12 protein-coding genes are annotated in these 20,919 nt (G+C 50.1%); 8 read left to right on the top strand and 4 right to left on the bottom strand.

Annotated features, from left to right (window positions below; translation table 11 throughout):
- Window positions 1-32 precede the first annotated feature (32 nt).
- From LC073_RS05400 to LC073_RS05390, 3 genes are all read right to left on the bottom strand, one after another.
- Window positions 33-3,185 (bottom strand): efflux RND transporter permease subunit, encoded by a 3,153-nt coding sequence (locus LC073_RS05400; RefSeq protein WP_226644488.1) that lies wholly within the window; start codon window positions 3,183-3,185, stop codon window positions 33-35.
- Window positions 3,186-3,187: 2 nt separating this feature from the next.
- Complete coding sequence (locus LC073_RS05395; RefSeq protein ID WP_226644485.1) at window positions 3,188-4,384, bottom strand: efflux RND transporter periplasmic adaptor subunit; 1,197 nt, start codon at window positions 4,382-4,384, stop codon at window positions 3,188-3,190.
- 287 nt (window positions 4,385-4,671) lie between these two features.
- Window positions 4,672-5,370, bottom strand: a complete 699-nt coding sequence (locus tag LC073_RS05390; protein ID WP_226644483.1) for a cyclic nucleotide-binding domain-containing protein — start codon at window positions 5,368-5,370, stop codon at window positions 4,672-4,674.
- A 343-nt stretch (window positions 5,371-5,713) separates the two neighbouring features.
- Here LC073_RS05390 and LC073_RS05385 point away from each other — a divergent pair, with 343 nt between their 5' ends.
- The 6 genes from LC073_RS05385 to LC073_RS05360 all read left to right on the top strand — a co-directional run bounded on the left by LC073_RS05385 (window position 5,714) and on the right by LC073_RS05360 (window position 17,584).
- Complete coding sequence (locus tag LC073_RS05385) at window positions 5,714-6,952, top strand: TonB family protein (RefSeq protein WP_226644480.1); 1,239 nt, start codon at window positions 5,714-5,716, stop codon at window positions 6,950-6,952.
- A gap of 194 nt (window positions 6,953-7,146) precedes the next feature.
- A complete protein-coding gene (locus LC073_RS05380) occupies window positions 7,147-9,216 on the top strand; it encodes a M13 family metallopeptidase (protein WP_226644478.1) in 2,070 nt (689 codons plus the stop codon).
- A 214-nt stretch (window positions 9,217-9,430) separates the two neighbouring features.
- Window positions 9,431-11,317, top strand: coding sequence for an MFS transporter (locus LC073_RS05375; protein ID WP_226644476.1), 1,887 nt, complete (start codon window positions 9,431-9,433; stop codon window positions 11,315-11,317).
- A gap of 282 nt (window positions 11,318-11,599) precedes the next feature.
- Window positions 11,600-13,444 carry an MFS transporter gene (locus LC073_RS05370; protein ID WP_226644474.1) on the top strand — a complete coding sequence of 615 codons (1,845 nt, stop codon included), beginning with the start codon at window positions 11,600-11,602 and terminating at the stop codon, window positions 13,442-13,444.
- 169 nt (window positions 13,445-13,613) lie between these two features.
- The gene (locus LC073_RS05365; RefSeq protein WP_226644473.1) at window positions 13,614-15,464 is read left to right on the top strand and encodes an MFS transporter; all 1,851 of its coding nucleotides are present in this window, start codon (window positions 13,614-13,616) and stop codon (window positions 15,462-15,464) included.
- 248 nt (window positions 15,465-15,712) lie between these two features.
- Entirely contained in the window at window positions 15,713-17,584 is a 1,872-nt protein-coding gene (locus LC073_RS05360) for an MFS transporter (protein ID WP_226644471.1), read from the top strand.
- Window positions 17,585-17,727: 143 nt separating this feature from the next.
- On the opposite strand, the gene LC073_RS05355 is transcribed toward LC073_RS05360, so the two are convergent.
- Complete coding sequence (locus LC073_RS05355) at window positions 17,728-19,659, bottom strand: cytochrome c/FTR1 family iron permease (RefSeq protein WP_226644469.1); 1,932 nt, start codon at window positions 19,657-19,659, stop codon at window positions 17,728-17,730.
- Between the two features lie 181 nt (window positions 19,660-19,840).
- Between LC073_RS05355 and LC073_RS05350 the strand changes: the two genes are divergently transcribed.
- Together LC073_RS05350 and LC073_RS21800 are read left to right on the top strand one after the other, a co-directional pair.
- Window positions 19,841-20,320 carry a glutathione peroxidase gene (locus LC073_RS05350; protein ID WP_226644467.1) on the top strand — a complete coding sequence of 160 codons (480 nt, stop codon included), beginning with the start codon at window positions 19,841-19,843 and terminating at the stop codon, window positions 20,318-20,320.
- 2 nt (window positions 20,321-20,322) lie between these two features.
- Window positions 20,323-20,832, top strand: coding sequence for a MarR family winged helix-turn-helix transcriptional regulator (locus LC073_RS21800; protein WP_319004706.1), 510 nt, complete (start codon window positions 20,323-20,325; stop codon window positions 20,830-20,832).
- Window positions 20,833-20,919: the final 87 nt, after the last annotated feature.

Below are 20,919 nucleotides of genomic sequence, written 5' to 3'. Positions count from 1 at the left end.
GTGATCACAAAAATAGTTTAACGAGGTACTAGCTAGCCCAACTGAGGATTAGTGGCTTTTTTCCCGGAAAATTTATCACGTAAGTGCCCTGGCAAAACCAATAACACCGGAGTCACGAGTAACGTCAGTACTGTGGAGAAAGACAGTCCATAGACGATGGCACTAGCCAGTTTGACCCAAAAGGAAGCAATTACACCATCCACCACAACATTTCTTCCCACCATATCGACGCTCACCCCAAGAGCTAGCGGCAACAAACCGAGAATCGTGGTCGCAGTAGTGAGAAATACCGGGCGCAATCTTTGTGTGGAAGCCTTAAGAGCCGCCTCTGCAGGGCTAAGTCCAGGCTCATTCTTACGCACAAAGTTATAGGTATCGATCAATACAATATTGTTGTTTACCACAATCCCCGCGAGAGCAACGATCCCTACCCCAGTCATGATGACACTGAAAGTACTCTGGCTAAGCAACAACCCCAACATCACCCCTATTGTCGACATAATCACCGAAGAAAGAATCAGCAGCGATTGATAAAAACTGTTGAACTGGGTCACTAGCAGGATAAACATCAAAAACAGTGAGAGCAGAAAAGCGACGCCTAAAAACTGGAAGGACTCATTCTGCTCTTCATCTGCACCGCGAAAAAGTAACTCCACACTTGGATCTACAGGGTTTTGCTCAAGCCAGGCCCGAATTTCTTTCACCTTGTCATCCGGTAGTACGCCTTCCTGAGCATCGGCTTTAACCTGCATGCGGGTAATACCATCAATCCTTTCAATCTTATCCACCTTCGGCATGGCCACCGTGTGTACAAAACTGCTGATTGGCACTGTACCGCGTGGAGTATTTACTTTTAATTGATCCAGGGCGGCTATACCGCGTGCAGTCTGTGGATAACGAATACGAATATCCACTTCTTCATCGGTGTCATCGGGGCGGTATTCCGCCACGCGCACGCCATTAGTCACCAACTGAACCGCTCGGCCCACCTCGGTTAAATCAGCCCCATACAAGGCTGCCTTGGCACGGTCTACACGCACCTCCCACTGGATACCCGGCAATGGAGCGGTATTCACAATATCCCGTAAACCGCCGAAGTCATCCTCCATCACCCGATGCAGACGCCAGGTTTCCGCCAACAATTTTTCGTAATCCTGACCGCGTAACTCAAGCACAATATCCTTACCAACTGGGGGGCCCCCTTCCATAACATTAGCCGTGACCTTGATTCCGGCAAAATTAGCCGTTCGTGCACGAATATCTTCGAAAATATCCCTACTGCGCCGCTCGCGCTCTTCGGCTGGCAGTAACTCCACCAACATATTGGCTATCTGGTCCGGAGCACGATCGGAGTTACCGGAAATTCCTCCAGAACCGATAGTCGTGTGGGCAATCCGTATTTCAGGAATACTGAGGACCGCTTTTTCCACCTGGGCAACCAGTACTTTCTTTTCTTCCATGGAAAGGTTGCCCTGAGCCCGAATCTCAACGTTGCCGTATTGCTCCTCGGTCTCGGTAAAAAATTCGACCCCAGCGCCGAAACGGCCGAAAGCAATAAAAATAGAAACCAGGAGAACAATAGTCGTGGCAAAAGCCATTGTTGGACGACGCAGAACAAACTCCAAAAGGCGGGCATAGAAGCCAGTAATTCCCGGCAAATGCGCGGACTGCCCCTCTTCTAACTGCTTTAAATAATCCCGTGTGGAAGCAGTCAGATTACTTTTACCAAATAAGGCACCCATCACCGGAGCAAAAAACAATGCATAAAGCAGCGATCCTGCTAATACCGCAAAGACTGTGACTGGCAGGTAGCGCATAAACTCTCCTACTACCCCGGGCCAGAGCATAATCGGAAGGAAAGCGGCAAGTGTGGTTGCGGTTGAGGCAACTACCGGCCAAAACATACGGCTGACCGATGCGATATAAGCGTTACGTGCACTCATACCCTCAGCCATTTTACGATCGGCAAATTCGGTTATAACAATGGAGCCATCAATCAGCATGCCGAGGGCCAGCAACATGCCGAACATCACCATAAAATTAAAGGAATAACCTAGATACCAGGTAACGATAGAACCGAATAACAGAGAGAATGGCACCCCCAGGCCCACCAAAATGCCAGAACGGAATCCCAGTGCGGCCACCACAATGATCATCACCAGCAGCATCGCGGTAAGAATATTGCCTTGCATTTCGCTGACCATATCCCGCGCAAAGTTGGACTGATCAAAAACAAACTCTACTTTTACCCCCTGAGGCAGTGCCCCCAACTCCTCTTGCACTACGGATCTGACCTGGTCGGCCACATTAACGGAGCTTGCGTCATTGCGTTTCTCGATATTAATAGCGAGACCGGGACGCCCATTGATACTGGTATAACTCACAGCATCCTTAAAAGTGCGACGAATATCGGTAACATCACCCAGAGTAACTACGCCATCCGCCGAGTTCTTTAACGGGATTTCATAGACATCCTGCGCGCTCTCAATGAGACCGGGAACCTTGACAGAAAAACGTCCGCGATCGGTATCCAATTCCCCTGCGGGAATCAGTAAGTTATTACCCAGCACAGCGTTAATCAGTTCCGCACTAGTAACCTGATAGTGCTCCAGGCGCACCGGGTCGATTGTTGCCTCGACTACCTCTTCGCGGTTGCCGTGTAGGTCTGCACTCAAGACATCGCTGATATTTTCTATTTTACGCTTGAGCAGCTGGGCACTGCTGAGCAGTACCCGCTCACTAACCTTTTCACCAGAGAGGGTAACCACAATTGTGGGGAAAGGTTGCGCCGATGCCTCCTCAACCATGGGCTCGTCCGCATCTCGGGGCAGTTCTGCTCGAGCACGCTCCACCGCATTGCGGATATCGTCCACCGCATCATCCACATCAATTGCGGAGTCAAATTCCACCACGATATAGGCCAGGGATTCACGGGCGACTGCGATCACTTCTTCAACCCCCTCGACAGCACGAATTTCCTGCTCCAGGGGGCGCACCAGTAGACGCACACCATCCTCGGGTGATATACCCTCATGAGTTACCTGTACCATCACAAACGGCGGATTCACTTCAGGGCTAGACTCAATTGTCATAGCACCGCGGGCCACAAGACCCACAAGAACAATCAACAACATCAGGCAAATAGCGCTGCGATTACGCTCAATCGCGCTCTCTAATAATTTCATCGCTAATTACCTTTTTGGTCTTCCTGTGCGGGCAGCTCCATAGTGGAGGGGATTGATTCGGGATTAATATCCACAGACTGGGATTGCGCATTCAGTGCGGGCTCAGGTGGATGCATATCAACCCGAACGATATCGCCCTGGCTAACATACTCCTGACCGACGGTAATCAAAGTAACAGGATCCGGCAAACCGCTGACCCAAACACCCCCATCCCCATCACCCACTAAAGTGACGTTGATAAAATCTACCCGATTGTTTTCATCGAGAACCCGCACGCCCAATGTGCCACTGTCATCCAATGTCAGTAATGAAGAATTTATATGGTGAGCCAATATTTCACCGGTGGGCAGAGCCAGGCGGCCACTCAAGCCCCCGCGCAACTGATTTCCGGGATTGTTCACCGCCACCTCAACCCGGTAAGCGCGGGTAACTTCTTGAGCCTGCTGGCTGATATAACGCAACTTGCCCTGAACCGGGATACCGCGCTGTAATTCCGCAGTGGCCGGACCCGCAGGAACCAGATTGCCCACTTGGTTCTCGGAGACTTCGCCAACCACCAGAATTGGATCTAAATCCAGCAGGGTCGCGCACTCCTCTCCCCGGCGAATAAAGTCCCCCAGCTCTACCGCGCGCTTGTTGACCACGCCAGCAAAAGGCGCTCGAATTTTCAAGTTATCCACCATCACCTTGGCCGAAGTGAAGTCCGCCTTCGCCTGCGCCAGGGCAACGCTCTGTTGTGCCATGGCTGTATCGGACTGTAGCCCCTTGTTTTTTAAGCGCTCGGCGCCGGCATAATCCAGCCGCGCTTTATTCAATGCGGCTTCGGCAAGAGCCAGTTTTTCCAGGCGATCTTCCGCTTCAATTTCACAAATCACCTCACCCTGTCGTACTAGGCTTCCCTCAGGTATCGGCAGTCGGGAAATGACTCCATCCAATTCTGCCCGCAGACGCACGCTGCGATTCGCTTCTGTATGGCCATTGACCAACACCCGTGTAGCGTAGGATTGAGCTTCAATTCGCTGCGCCTGAACCCGAATGGCCACCTCGGGGACAACTCCAGCTTTTTTAGTGGGATGCGCGTCTTCGCTCTCCTTCTCAGGCAATAAAAATCCACTAAACAGCCAGATAACGGCCAGCAGGGTAATGAACAGGGCGATTCGATAATTTCGGTTAGACCAGATGGATACCAGTGCACTCATAAATAGAAACCTGTCAGGCACAAATAAAGTTGCCGGCTTTAACGCTAGTCAACATTTTGAGTAGGCCAAATTTTACACAGCCCAGCCCTATTCCTAAATTGAATTCTCAGGGAAATAGATCAAGTGACACGGCTGCGGGGCTGGCGACATCAACAGATGTCTGGGCACAATGAGTATAAGAAGGGGTAGCCACTTCGCGGGCAGGGCCGGAAAATATGTCGAAATAGCAGGGGGTGACCGGCCAGGTTCATCCACAGGAAACACTAGCCGCATCATTTTAGAGGAAATTAAGATAGCATTGATTCCAAAAATCCGAGCATGTCCGACTCATCATCTATCAATTCACCGGAACCAAATTCCGCATTCCAGTCGAGAAGTATTCTCGCCAGGGCCCTGGCCTGATCGGCCAAAGCAACCAACTCCTCGCGACAATTCTTCGGCCCGGTATAGAGTTTTAATTTACGGTGGCTGTCGGCCAACTGATGGCTCGGATATTTGGAGCGGTATACCTCCAGCTTCCAGCGCAGCGAGTGCACCATATTGCGATAAAACGTCAACTTTGTCGGCAGCTGCAACAGGGAGAAATCTTCCAAATCGCCAAACAGGGTGCAATCGAGACCGAGTACTTGGGTCTCACGGCTATTGTGTGCGGCAAAAACATTGGCGCTACGGGGCTCCGCCAACAACATAGAGAGATCACCAAATAACTCCCCAGGGCGGATAGTCGCCAGAGTCCGCTCCCCCCCGTGACTGCTAGCCTCCACCTGGACCTGTAGTTCACCCCGCAACAGGAAAAAAACCCACTGATCGACATCGCCAGCGCGCAGTAACTGCTCACCCGGCTGCAAACTCAAAAGCCTGGAGCGCTTTAACAGTACGTCGTACTGCCACTCACTGGCCGCACGAATATCACGAAACAAATGAATAACGTTAAGGAGCTTATCGACAGCTTCCCGCGGATAGTCAATAAGGGGTTTAATTTCCATAGATACCGCAAAATTAGTGAAAACTTTTCCATTTTTCCGCAAAACATGGCGAATGCCGCTTTGCGAGGCCGGATTCTAAACGATATCGGTCTGCCACACCCATCGATGACTATGACAATCGTTTCCCGCCCTAGACCCGCGATACTGTGCGGGAGTGCATTCTAACCTCTCTAGACTTGAACTCCATTGCAGTTGCAGTAGAGTTAGGCGAAGTGTTGAGCACAGTGTGCTCGCTCACACTTTCAATGCGCACTCTTTCATAGGATTTGTGTGCACCGGGGAGGGACACCTCAATCTTAATAACCGGAGCTCGCGCTTCCGGACATGCAGACACCATAGAACAATGAAATCGATAAAAATTGTCTTCTCACTTTGGGTGTTAACATTTGCTGTAAATGTCTCAGCTACACCGCTCTTAAATGGCCTTGCGCTCGAACAACAATTTAATAAAGAGCTCTATATCGCCGCCATCTATTCGGAGAGTCTCTCTAGTGACTCTGCCAATCTTTACAACGCAAATACACCGCGACGTCTGGAAGTACGAGTGTTGGCCAAGAGCCTGCCCGCACGCCGCTTTCGAAACCAGTGGATGGAAAGTATCGCCATCAATAACCGTGGCGACACACTGAGCAGTCAGGCCGAGGATATGGTGACCTTCGCCAACCTTTTTAAAGGGCGTCTGTATCGCGGGGATCAATTGACCATAGACTTCGCTGCCGACAGCGGTATCACCACGGTTTCCCTCAATGGCATCAATCTGGGCGAGATAGCCAACCCGGACTTTTTCAACACCCTACTGCGCGCTTGGATCGGCCCAGTGCCCCCATCGACGGATTTCCGCGATGGCCTGCTTTCCGCAGGTGATTTACCGGCTTCCCTTCGCTCCACTTTCGAGAGTTTGAAGCCCAGCAGCGAACGCATTGCTGAGCTGCAGCTGAAGCAGATTGGGCAGGAGGAAGCCCTGGCCGCGGCACAGGCCCCTCAGAAAGAGGAAGAATTAGCCAAGCCAACATTGGTTGATGTGGATCTCGCCCCTCCCACCATGACACTGACTCCGGCAACCCCCGCGGTCTCTAAACCATTAAAGGTCGCCGAGACAGTTACTGAACAGGTGGCTGAGTCTACAGATTCACTTTCACAAGTGAAGGGAGAGCCCTTGGAACTGGAGGGTGAAAGTAATAGCAAACAAACTCAACTGGCGGCAAGCAGCCCTGAAGAGACGGCTGTTGTCGATATGGATGAGGAGTTTGAAGAGGAAGAGGAGGCGCCCCTGACCGCCGGTATGATACTCGCTCGCCAAATTTACACCTCCAATCTGCTGCGCCATACCTACCGCCATATTCGCTATCCTAAACGCGCCCAGGAGCGTGGCCAGGAGGGCAGTGTACGCTTGAATGTCGTAATCAACTCCCGCGGTGAAGTGGAGGATATTCAGGCGGTACAGGAATCCCGCTTCAGCACTCTCAACCGCGAGGCCCACGCAGCCGTAGAGAGAGCGGCCCCCTACCCCGCAGTACCGCCACAATTGGGAGAGGAGACCTTCAGCTTCTCGCTACCAATTACCTTTAATTTGCCTGACTGAACTACTCACGCTAAAGCCCCACCCCGTGGGGCTTTTTACCTATTCCTACTTATCCACTTTGTCAGCTTGGCCATGACTTGAAAGAAGCCACCATCTGCCGCAGTCATTCCGCCGCTAGACGCAGCCCTCTTGCCCAACCTCAGTGTCCCCTTTTACCATGTACGCTTGATTCAGCTGAGCAAAATTTAGCCAAAATGAAAAAACTACTATTACCTATCGCTATTGCAGGCATCCTCGCCGGCACCCAGCTATCTCTAACAGCCCAGGCCCACGACCACAGCGGTTCAGGCCATCACAAGGCCGCAGCAGAGCAGACACAACTCTCCTCTGGCATCGACCTCAGTGCCATGGATACTAGCGTGCGCCCACAGGATGACTTCTTCGCATATGTGAACGGTACCTGGCTGAAAAACACCGAGATTCCCGCAGACAAGTCCCGCTGGGGCGGCTTCTCAATCTTGCGAGACAAAAGTACCGAACAAGTTAAAACACTGATTATGGAGGCCGGCAAAGGCGCCAGCAGTGCCGATGCCAAGCAGATCGGTGATCTTTACAACAGCTTTATGAATGAAAAGCTGATTGAGAAGAAAGGCATTGCCGCCGTTTCCTCCGAGCTCGCCAAGATCGATGCGATCAAAACCCGCAAAGATCTGACTGACTTCTTCGCCTATGCCGATACCGCCGGATATGACGTACCCTTCGGTGGCGGCATTTACCAGGACCTGAAGCAGGTCGAAGAATACATCACCTTCTTATGGCAGGCTGGCCTGGGCCTGCCGGACCGCGACTACTATTTCGAAGATACCGAGAAGAGCGAGGGTCTACGTAAAGCTTATAAAGAGTACTTGGTACAAATCCAGGAGCTGGCCGAGCTCGACAATGCCGAGGAGTTCTCCAGTAAAATCTTTAAGCTGGAAGAGAGCTTGGCCAAACATCATCGCACCCGTTTGGATAACCGCGACCCCGAAAAGTATTACAACAAGAAATCTGTTGCTGAGCTGAAAAAACTGATGCCCGCGGTGGACTGGAACAGCTACCTGAAAACCGCAAAACTGGCCAAGGCCGACAGCTTTATTGTGGGCCAGCCCGAGTACCTGGAAGCCGCCAACCAGATCATCGTAGAAACTGACATAGCCACCTGGAAGCGCTACCTGAAAGTCAAGGTACTCTCTGCCATGGCGCCCTACATGCACAGTGACATTGCCCAGGCACATTTCGACTTTTACAACACCAAGCTACACGGTGTAGAGCAGATGGAGCCCCGCTGGAAGCGCGGTGTGGAGTTCGTGAATGGCGCAGTCGGTGAGCTGGTTGGTAAGCGCTACGTGGAGAAGTACTTCCCGCCGGAAGCCAAGGCACGTATGACCGTGTTGGTGGACAACCTGAAAGCCGCTTACCGTGAATCCATCGAGTCTTTGGAGTGGATGGGAGAGGAAACCCGCAAGCAGGCACTGTTCAAGCTGGAAAACTTCACCACCAAGATCGGCTACCCAGACAAGTGGCGCGACTACTCCGCCCTCAAGGTGGATGCCGACAATCTGGTGGCCAACGTGCTGGCGGCCAACCTGTTTGAAGCCAGCTACGATCGCAACAAGCTGGGCAAACCTATCGATCGCGGTGAGTGGGGCATGAGCCCACAGACGGTGAATGCCTACTACAACCCCTCAATGAACGAGATCGTTTTCCCTGCGGCGATTCTGCAACCGCCTTTCTTTGATATGAACGCCGACGACGCAGTGAATTACGGCGGTATTGGCGGTGTTATCGGCCATGAAATCGGTCATGGCTTCGACGACAAGGGAAGTAAGTTTGATGGCAAGGGCTATTTGAACAACTGGTGGACCGATTCCGATCGCAGTAACTTTGAGAACCTCACCAGCAAACTGGTTTCCCAGTATGATGCGTTCGAACCCTTAGAGGACGAACACATTAACGGCAACCTGACTCTGGGTGAAAATATCGGTGACCTGTCCGGCCTGGGCATCGCTTACAAAGCCTATAAAATGTCTCTAAACGGCAAAGAAGCCCCGGTAATTGATGGCTTTACCGGCGATCAGCGCGTTTTTATGGGCTGGGCGCAGGTATGGCGCAGTAAGATTCGCGATGAAGCTCTGAGCGGCCGTATGAAGGTAGACACCCACTCCCCCGCCGAGTACCGGGTGAAAGGTGTTCTGCCCAATATCGAAGCCTTCTACGAAGCTTTCGATGTGAAAGAAGGCGACGGCATGTACCTGCCGAAAGAGGAGCGCGTGAAGATCTGGTAAACGTTGGAAAAATCCGACTAATAATTGCCAGTTTTGAACACTACCGGCCGCCCAGGCGGCCGGTTTCCCAACTCATTTTTCCTCTATCCAGCCTCTCAACTCCCAACATACTCCCTCACTTTCGTGCCATTAATTTCGTTGCCACTACAGGCTGGACAACTCCTTGCCTCAATGGCTTAAGATGGATAGCGTGCTTTCATAAGAGATATCAACAATGGCCCATCGCACCCAGTTCCAACTGCTTGCCAGTCGCCGTTTTCTGCCGTTCTTTATTACCCAGTTTTTGGGCGCTTTTAATGATAATGTCTATAAAAATGCGCTGATCGTGATGATCGCCTTCCGCCTTGTGGAGGGCGAAGCTAATGCGCTGATCAACATCGCCGCTGGCCTGTTTATCCTGCCCTTTTTCTTGTTTTCTGCCTCCGCCGGCCAGCTGGCGGACAAATTCGATAAGAGCCGCTTAATCAGGCTGATCAAACTGGGCGAGATCGTGATTGGCGCCCTTGGCATTGGTGCCCTTTACAGTGGCAACCACCTGTTTTGTCTCGCCGTTCTTTTCTTGCTCGGGGTGCAATCTGCGTTCTTTGGCCCTGTGAAATACGCCATCCTGCCTCAGTCCCTGAAGCGCTCAGAGCTGGTTGGAGGCAATGCCCTGGTGGAGATGGGTACCTTTGTCGGTATCCTCGCCGGTACCATTGTCGGTGGCCTGCTCGCAGGGTTAACCGGGCAGGGGGAACTGGGGCTCTTCTATCTGGGCATGGTTATTATGGGAGCCGCGATATGCGGTTATCTGGCGAGCCGCTGGATTCCTCAGAACCCCGCGCCCTCGCCAAATCTCCATATCAACCCAAATCCCATCACGCAAACCCGTAGAATCTTAAGTACCACTGCCAAAACCCCCTCGATTTTCTATGCCATCATCGGCATCTCGTGGTTTTGGTTACTGGGCGCAGCCTATCTGACTCAAATTCCCAGCTTTACTAAAAACGTGCTGGGAGGGGATGAATCACTTGTCACCTTGCTGCTATGTGCTTTCACCATTGGCATTGCACTGGGCTCCATGCTGTGCGAACGCTTATCCGGCGGTCATATCGAGCTGGGCTTGGTGCCACTGGGTGCAGCCGGTCTCACCATTGCCGGCATCGCCCTATCCTTCGCCGGAAATAGTTTCCAGGAATTACAGCAGCCCACCTTAACCGCATTCTTCAACAGCGATGGCGCCCTCGCCATTCTTACCTGTATCGTAATGTTGGGTATTTTCGGCGGTCTCTACATAGTGCCCCTCTACGCTATGATGCAAGACCGCTCAGCAGCAGAGATTCGCGCTCAGATTATCTCGGTCAACAATATCCTCAATGCCTTATTTATGGTGATCTCGGCGCTGATGGGTATTTTGTTCCTGAATATACTGCAAGCCTCGATCCCACAGTTTTTCCTGATCATCGCGCTGATGAATGCTGTAGTGGCAGTCTTTGTATTTGCCAAGGTGCCAGAGTTCGCCATGCGGCTTCTTATCTGGATGCTCTCCCACACCATGTATCGGGTAAAGCACCAAGGGTTGGAGCAGATTCCCACAGAGGGACCGGCCCTGATTGTATGCAACCATGTGAGCTATGTGGATGCTCTGCTACTGGCAGGCGCCGTACGCCGGCCGATTCGCTTTATCATGTATAAGCCCATTTATGAAATCCCAGTACTGCACTTTATCTTCCGTACCGGGCGCGCTATCCCCATCTGCTCAAAGTCACAAGACCCGGTAGGTTATGAGCAGGCGTTCAGGGAGATTGAACAGGGTTTAAAAAATGGTGACCTGCTGTGCATTTTTCCCGAGGGTCAGCTCACTAAGGATGGCGAATTACAACCGTTTAAAACCGGCATAGAAAAGATCCTAACGCGCACCCCAGTCCCGGTTATACCCATGGCTCTGCGTGGACTTTGGGGCAGCTTCTTCAGCCATAAAGGCGGACAGGCCTTCACCACGCTGCCAAGGCGCTTTTGGTCCAAAATCTCTGTCGTAGCAGGCTCCCCGGTTGAGGCACCCAAAGCCCAGGCACAAGCTTTGCGCGAAGAAGTTCTAGAGCTTCGTGGAGAATTAAGATAGGAATTTAGTCACCTCATTGGGCTGGAGCAAAACCAGCCCAATAATCTAGCGCCTATTATCAATGCTTGATGTGCCAAGCCACTCAAAAAGCTAGGGAGTATTGTCGCCGTACAACTGACCTATGCTTATCCAAGTTCCCTTAAATGTAACCCCATAAAAAGTAACCCCCATCTTCATAAGGTGAGAGCTATTAGGGGCGAGGCACAAGTTTCATAATTTATCGAAGGGACCTAGTAACGAACAAGCGCTTGTAAGCGAGCAACCCCATGCAAGGAAGTGGTAATGGCTCGACAAAATCAGTTCCAATTACTGGAAAAACGCCGTTTCCTGCCACTATTCCTCACTCTTGTTAGCATTTACTTCAACAATAACCTTTTCAGAAACGCGTTATTGGTCATTCTTGCTTTTCATTTAGCAAAATCTGAAGCCAACGCCCTAATCAATCTTGCCACCGGACTTTATCTATTACCTTTTTTTCTGTTCTCAATTACCGCGGGTCAATTGGCTGACAGGTATGATAAAAGTACATTATTAAAGCTGTTTAAATTACTGGAGATACCCATTGTACTTCTTGGTGCCTTTGCAATTTTTATCAATAATAGCCCCTTAAGCTTTTTTGTTCTGTTTCTATTGGCAAGCCACGAAGCCTTTTACAGCCCTGTACGCTATGCAATTATGCCCCAACACCTGGAACGACAAGAACTCATGGGTGGCAACGGGATGACACAGATGGGGATGTTTGTCGGTGCCCTAGGTGGTTCAATTGCAGGGACATTAATCGCAGATTTTATTAAGCCTGGACAACATGGGGTCTTATATCTCACCCTAACCATGTTATTTACCGCAATATTAGGCTATTTAAGCAGTCTGGCAATTCCATTAGCACCGCCGGCAGCGCCTCATTTGAAAATTAATTGGAATCCGGCAACACAGACTCTGGAGATCCTGCGCCAATCAATAAAGTACCCTTCCGTTTTTTATTCGATCCTTGCCACTTCCTGGTTCTGGTTGATAAGTACCACCTTTTCAGCCCAGCTTCCCAGCTTTACTAAAAATACACTTGGCGCAAACGAGCTGGTAGTTACCCTAATGATCTGCTGCCTGACAATTGGCGTGGTACTGGGCTCACTAATATGTGAAAGTCTGTCTAGGAGTCGTATTACTTTTGGAGTCGTGCCACTTAGCGGTATTGGGATCACTATGGCGGGTCTGGGGTTGGGTTTTAGCGCAATGGAATTCCATACCCTATCTGGAGCCAATATAACTGAATTTCTGAAGAGCGATGGTTCCATTCCTATTCTGATTTACACCGTTCTAGTGGGGTTTTTCGGTGGCATTTTTATCGTACCGTTTTACACCATTATTCAAGACCGAGCGGAAGAGCAGGTGCGCGGACAAATTCTCGCGCTCAGCAATATGTTTTTCGCCATATTTGTCATGTTTATCTGTTTATTAAACATATACCTACTGGACGTCATAAAAATATCCATTCCGCAGCTATTTATATTCACGGCAGTTCTAAATCTCATCACCTTGATTTTTATCTGCATCAAGCTGCCTGAATTACTGGTTCATCAGATCACCTGGATCTACTCAAATGTATTGGCTAGAGTACAGAGTAAAAATTTGGAAAGGGTTCCCAAAAATGGGGCCGCATTGCTTATCTGTGCCTCTATAGATTACCGCGCCGCCCTACTTATCTACGACACTCTACTCCGCCCGGTTCGATTTATACTCCCCCAATCCTTGTATAAAAACAAAGTATTACGATTTTCACTTAACGAAGGGGGTACACCTCCAATAATTTATGGTACGAAAGAGATGACGGAGGACAATCTAGCACTTGCTGAGATAGAGAGGTCCGTACACAGTGGGGAACTATTGTGTTTAATACTCGATCAAACAGCACAGTCTAAATCATTCAGAAAATTAAAAATGCAGCTGGATGACTTTTTGCAACATCTAGCCACTCCTATTATCCCAATAATCATTCAAGGAAAAAAAACAGCGGGTAAATTAAGCGGCAAAGTATTTATGACTGCTGGAAAACCCTTTAGTAGCAATAACATTACTCATCAGGCCCTCTATCAAACCACATCAGAGACTATAAAGAATTCTAAACGTTAATAGTACTAGACTATAGACACCCTTATTGTTGGCAGAAATTTCTACTGTTAGCCCAATATTAAAAGTTCCTATTCCTACCCTATGCTATTTACCATTCACACTATTTCAAGCTAACAATTCAGTTACTGTACCCGCTTGTTGGAAGCAGCCCAACTATGGATAGGTGCCAATGGCCCAACACAACCAGTTCACGCTCCTTTTTAAGCGCCGTTTTTTACCTCTATTTCTCTCACTGACAAGCGCCACTTTCAATGACAATATTTTCAAAAACTCGCTCTTAGTAATGCTGGCATTTCGTCTATCCGAGGCAAAAGCCGACGCCTTAATCAACCTGGCAACTGGATTTTATATATTGCCGTATTTTCTTTTTTCAGTAACCGCCGGCCAGTTGGCAGACAAATATGATAAAAGCCAAATAATCAGGATTTTGAAATTAGCAGAAATCTTTATCGTTATACTCGGAGTCTATGGCCTGATTTATAACAATCAAGCTATTAACTTTATTGTGCTCTTCCTTTTGGCGACCCATACGGCCATATTCAGCCCGGTACGATATGCCATTCTGCCCCAACATCTAAAGCGCAGAGAGTTGATGGGAGGCAATGGGCTTGCTCAGATGGGCTCTTTTGCGGGCATGTTAAGCGGGACTATTATCGGTACTCTACTAGCCGGATATACCAATCCAGGTCAGCCTGGACTGAAAGAATTGGGCGCGACTATGACAGTGGTGGCTGTCTTGGGCTATCTCGTCAGTCGCCGAGTCCCCCCGGCACCAGCACCAGCACCAGATTTGCGTATCGATTGGAATCCTGTCTCGCAAGCCTGGCGCATACTGCAGCTAACCGCAAAAAATCCATCGGTTTTCTACGCAATTCTCGCCTGCTCCTGGTTCTGGCTAGTCAGTGCCACCTACCTGGTTCAGGTACCCAGCCTTACTAAGAATGTACTGGGGGCCAGCGAACCGGTCATCACCACTATCCTGTGCTGCCTGTCCATTGGTGTGGCGGCGGGTTCTCTGATGTGTGAAACACTATCCAGAGGACGTATTACATTTGGCATAGTACCCATTGGTGCCCTGGGAATCACACTGGCAGGGCTGGGCCTCGGCATTACCACCGCTCAGTTTCAAACCCTGTCCGGGGCATCCCTCAGTGAATACCTGCGCAGTGACGGCGCCTATGCCGTACTGATATACACAGCATTTCTGGGCATCTCAGGTGGCATTTTTATCGTGCCCCTTTACACCATCATGCAGGACAGGACTGACCGCACCGTACGCGCTCAGGTCCTGTCATTGAACAATGTAATGAATGCCCTTTTTACTACGGTCATTACACTGATTAATATTTTCATTCTGGATGCGGTAAAAATTGCCATTCCTCAGTTGTTTATTCTGATGGCGCTGATAAATTTCGCCGTAATGGCTTTACTATTTTACAAACTGCCAGAATTTATTGTGCACCTGCTGGTCTGGCTCTCCTCACATCTTTTTGCCCGCACCACCTATGGGCAGCTCAAGCAAATACCCCAAAAAGGCGCCGCCCTGCTAATTTGTAACGACACTGTCAGACTGGCCCCCCTGTTATTAATAGATACTCTACAAAGGCCTATTCGCTTCATTCTGCCCCAATGTTTTTATCAAGCCCCATTAATTCACTTCATTTTTAAAAACTACAATGTTGCACCCATTGTTTATGGGCCATCTAGGGATAAAGCCAAATTTTCTGCTGAAATATGCCAGGCACTTGAGGAGGGTGAATTGATGTGTCTTTTCCCCACGCAAGACCGCCGAAATAGTGCATTCATTGACATTGAAAAACAGCTAAAAATAGCCTTGAAAGATACAAGCGCCCCGATTATCCCGCTTGTCCTGCAAGGCTTGCACAATGAGGCATCAGAAAACCATGATTCCAGTAGGTTTAGTCTTATTCCCAAAGTACATATCAGTGCCGGACAGCCTATCACTGCGAAGGATATAAACGACTCAACCTTTGCTAAAAAATACTTCAATAAGAGGTAGCGGCAACTCCGATTCGCCCTCGGCTATTGCGCATCACTACAATTTCATACCCTGTAAAAACCTGTCAATTCAAAGACAAGATACTCTCACCCCCATCAAGCATCAGCGGATTCGGGTATCCATGCCAAAAATGCCTGCCATAGAGAGGGTTTTCGCTATATTCATACAGAATCAGCTTTCTATCGAAAGCTCCATTGCGATCAAATAGCTACCGCCATAGAGAGGGCAGCCCACAAGAGCGATAAAAAATGGCTCAAAACCAGTTTAAGCTGCTCGGTACACGGCGTTTCTTGCCGTTGTTTATCACACAGGTTCTAGCAGTTTTCAGTGATAACTTGTATAAAAATGCGTTAATTGTATTGCTCGTATTCCGCATGACGGAAGAAGAAGCCAATACTCTGATCAACATTGCCACCAGTCTGTATATTCTGCCGTATTTCCTCTTTTCTGCTTCTGCAGGTCAACTCGCCGATAAAATAGATAAAAGCAAGCTCATCAGAATCTATAAAATGGCCGAAATAGGCATTGGTATCGTGGGTATTGTTGCGCTTTTTACCCGACATTATGCCCTCAGTTTGGCAGTTATTTTTTGTTATGGCACCTACGCCGCACTTTTTAGTGCGGCTAAATTTTCCCTAATTCCACAACAACTAAATAGAAGTGAATTGCTCGGTGGCAATGCGTTGATTCAGATGGGATCTTTTATTGGTACATTGGCAGGAACAATCGTCGGCACTCTACTGGTCGGATTCACCCATCCAGGCCAACATGGATTGACATTTATCGCCATTATATTGATGTGTGGAGCATTCAGTGGCTATCTTGCTAGCTGTGCTATTCCCAAGGCACCGCCTCCCTCTCCAAAACTAAAAATCAATTGGAATCCGGTAGTTCACGCCATGCGTGTCATTTACTCGGCATGGCAAACGCCCTCGGTATTTTATTCAATTATCGCTATTTCCTGGTTCTGGCTTATTACCACGGCATACCTGGCGCAGATACCCAATTTTGCTCGCGATATCCTCGGAGGAAGTGAAGATGTGATCACCCTGCTATTATGTAGCCTCACAGTGGGTACTGCACTTGGATCTCTGCTGTGCAATTGGTTATCCCGAGGGCGTATTGAATCGGGACTAATACCACTGGGGGCCATTGGCATTACTTGCACCGGCATAGCACTGGGTTTTCATTCCAGCAATTTTCATACCCTCTCCAATGCAAACCTGACACAATTTTTTAACAGCCAGGGTGCTTTCTTAATCCTTCTGTACATCGCTCTCTTTGGCATTTTTGGCGGTATTTTTACTGTGCCGCTTTATGCAATGATTCAGGACCGATCCAGTGAAGAGATCCGTGCGCAGATTATCGCCATCAGCAATATGCTCAATTCGCTCTTTATCGTCGCAGCAACCCTTGTGAGCATTACTTTCCTGGACATCCTACAGATCTCCATCCCAAAATACTTTGTGATTATCGCTTTACTGAATCTGGTGGTCGTCAGCCTGATATTTACCAAACTGCCAGAATTCTTTTTGCGTGGGTTGCTATTGTTACCCGCTCGAACCCTCTATAAGGTCAACTTCAAGGGACTTGAACAAATCCCCAGTGAGGGGCCCGCCCTCATTGTCAGTAACCACATCAGCTTTTTGGATCCTATGATACTGGCGGATATCGTCGAGCGTTATATACGCTTTGTCGCTCACCCCGCTATCTATAAATCCCGCCTGCTTCGCTGCATTTTACGTATGAGCGATGCCATTCCCATAGGTTTAGATCTCGATGATCCAAACAGCCGTGAGCGCACATACAAAGCCATAGAGGAAAGCCTGGAAAATGGTGAATTACTCTGTATTTTCCCCGAAGGAAAAATCAGTGAAGACGGCGAACTTCAACCATTTCTGAAAGATATTGAGGAAATTTTGCGTCGAAAGTCTGTTCCGGTTATTCCCATAGCCTTACATGCTCCCCCCCAGACCAAAATTTCAATGCAGAAGCCCCAAAAGAAAAAGAGGCGACATTTATTTCCAGAAGTCCTGGTTATCGCAGGACAACCGGTAGAGAGTATCGATACAGACTCTGAAAGCCTGCAAAAACGAATGCGAGATCTTAAGGAAAACTAAAGAGCAGAAAAGATAGACAGGAGATAGCGCACATCCACTTGGTTAAGTGAGTGGGGCAGGTAAATGAGATAGAAAAAAGATACTTCTAGGTTGAGGGCACCCGCTGCGATGAGCAGGTGCCTTACAAGATTTAAACCGTCAACTTACGCTGTCTTAGCTGAAGCCTCGGTAGCAGCACCACCTTTTTTCATCAGCCAGAAGGCGCCAACCAGCACTAAAGCCTGCAAACCGATACCCTGCCAAGTGGAGTAGATACCCAGCCAATCAAAACTGAAATGTACCGGCAGCGGTGAAATTCCAATCCAGGCCGCCTCCTGCAACGCTGCAACCGCCTTACCTGCCAGCACAAACGATAGCGCCAACAGCACATAAGTGGTCACACTGAAGAACTTGCCGATAGGCAGGCTCACTGAGTAACGCACCAAGGCAAAGCCCAGTACCGCAAGGAAAGCGACACCAGCGCCAACGCCTGACCACAGGGTGCCGTAGTGGCCGGCAGAGGTCTGCGCTAACAGGGATTGATAGAACAGGATGGTCTCGAAAATCTCGCGATAAACCGCGATGAATGCCAGCCCCGCGATCCCCCAGAGGGCACCCGCGTTCAGGCTTCGACTAATACTGTCACGGATATACTTCTGCCACTCGTCTGCCTGGGTCTTGCTGTGCATCCAGAAGCCCACATAGAAAAGCACTACGGCGGCCAGCAAGGCGGCCACGCCCTCCATCACCTCACGACCGGCACCGCTGATGGTGATCAATGTCTGTGCTGCAATCCAGGTGACAAAGCCGGCAATAAAGGCGCCAATCCAGCCAACATGCACAAACTTGAGGGCATCGCGACGACCAGTTTTGACCAGGATGGTGGTCAGAGCAATCACCACCAGCAGCGCTTCCAGCCCTTCACGCAGAAGAATCACCAGACTCGCAATAAATAGCGCAGCACCCGACAGATTCCCCTCCTTCATCAGCAAGTCCGCTTGGGCCAGCTGTTGCAGGATTCTCTCAACCTGTGCCTGAACCTGCTGGGGATCACTATCGGCATTGAGCTGGGCGCGTAACCCCAGCAACTCGCGCTCGGTTGCTAGACGCAGTTCCTCATCCAGGGAGTCCAGAGAGTTTTCTGCCATTTCGAAACCGTCGAGGTAGGCACTAATAGCCAAGGTGCGAGCCTTGGTGAAGTCGCCCTGCTGGTAGGCAGCCAGCGATGCCTGGAGTTGAGTACGTGCCACATTGATGGGAGAGCTTTCCTCTGGCACCTTTGTGGAAAACAGAGCGCTCGGATCTGCTCGCAATGCCGCCACCGCTTGCGGGGAGATTTCTGGGCGATCATTGCGCAGTACCTGTGGGCTGTACATCACCAGATCCTGCAGGCTCGGTTTTGAATCTGCAGCAGAGGCACTCTCTCCAGCAAATGCCAGACTACCCACATAAAAAGCCAGGGACCAACGTTGCTGCTCGGTAAAATTTGTAAAGGCAGTCATAGCGGTGCCGTCGATTCCGTTGCTGATGGCATCGTAAAGACCCAACAGAGAGCGGTTCTCGGCACGTTCGCGCTCGTGGAAGTTAGTCGGCGCTGGTTCCAGGCCCGCCGCCAAGGGGCCATCGCCACGACCTTCAACACCGTGACAGGCGATACACTGGGTCTGGAAAAGCGCGCGACTCTCCTCAAAGCTGAGTAGGTCGCTCGGCAAGGATAATGCCGGGGCAATAGAGAGTAGCCCCTGACGCAATCTGGCCGTGTGAACCTGAACCTCATCGATATCAGCTTTACCTTGGATCGCCGTCTGCAAAGCCTGGGCTTCCGCACGAATTGCGCTGGCCTCGGCAGAATCTTCCAGCTTCTGCCCGCGGTCGATCAACAGTTCGGCGAACTCTTCCATTTCTGCGTATTCATCGGCATTGATAATTTCGCCCCCGGCGACTGCCGCCGAGTAATCAACGCCAATATATTCCGCCATTTGCATCAACTGGCGCAGCTCCTGTTCGGAGAGGCCCGCATTTTGGGCCTTGGCGGGGATTATCGAAATGGCCAGCAGCGCTACAAACAAGCGGACCAGATAGTGGGAAAGGCGCATGGAGAGTCCTTTTCAGTTGCTGCAAACAATATTGGTTATGGGGCGCATAATATAATTGATAATTATTCTCACAATAAAGCCCGCATTAAAACTTACTGATATCTTCCCTATAAGTTGAAAGCCTTGCATTTTAGATTGTGCGCAATTAAATTGTGCACAATATTAATAGATGGAGCGTACCATGACCGACCTTTACTCAATTCCAGTCAAGACCGCCAGCGGCGAAACCACATCCCTTGAAGACTATAAGGGCAAACTGATCCTTGTGGTCAACACTGCCAGCAAATGCGGATTCACCAAACAATATAAAGGGCTTGAAGCGCTCTACGATCAATATAAAGACCGCGGCCTGGCCGTACTTGGCTTTCCCTGCAACCAGTTCGGCAAGCAGGAACCCGGCAGCGATGATGAAATCCAGGAGTTCTGCGAACTGAACTTTGGCGTCAGCTTTCCCGTTTACGCCAAGCTGGATGTTAATGGCCCCACTGCTCACCCACTGTTTGTGGAGTTAAAGAAACGTGCACCGGGACTCCTCGGTACCGAGGGCATCAAGTGGAACTTCACTAAATTCCTGATCAGTAAGGATGGCAAGGAAGTTAAGCGCTACGCGCCAAAGGACACCCCAGAGTCCCTGCAGGAAGAAATCGAACGGATGTTGTAACCGTGATTTGTGATGACGATTCCGAGCTGGCCCTAAACCGCCAGCTCTGCTTTGCCCTCTACGCCGCCTCCAGGGCCATGACGAAAGCCTACCAACCCATGCTGCAGGATCTGGGCATCACCTACCCCCAGTACCTGGTATTGATGGTGCTGTGGGAATGGGCCAGTGAAGATGAAGAAGGCCCAGCTGAAAGCGCAGGAAACAGTAACGACAGAAGCCTCGGCGCCCTTGGGCAACGCCTGATGCTCGACTCCGGCACTCTCACCCCACTGTTAAAGCGCATGCAGCAGCACGGCTTGGTTGAGAGAAGCCGCGCACCATGGGACGAGCGTGTTACCTTAGTTGCCGCCACGAGTGCTGGACTGGCGTTAAAACCCCGGGCCAAGCAGTGGGTGCAGAAAAACTTACAAGGCTCAAACATTACCCGTGTTGAAGTGAAGCAACTCCACGGAGATCTCTGGCAGTTTCTACACAAACTGGATGACACTTCTCCCAAAGAGCCCACCAGATAGCCCCTCCCCTCGGCCCCTAATGCGTTGATTAGCCTGGGGGCAAATACCTCCAAATATAGATAGGCGCCCAAAAATAAGAGTAAAAAT

Origin of the sequence: Microbulbifer variabilis (genome assembly GCF_020524905.1) — a bacterium.
Taxonomy (GTDB): Bacteria; Pseudomonadota; Gammaproteobacteria; order Pseudomonadales; family Cellvibrionaceae; genus Microbulbifer; species Microbulbifer variabilis_A.
The sequence above is the reverse complement of the archived record's forward strand: the minus strand, read 5'-3'. Positions and strand labels throughout refer to the sequence as shown.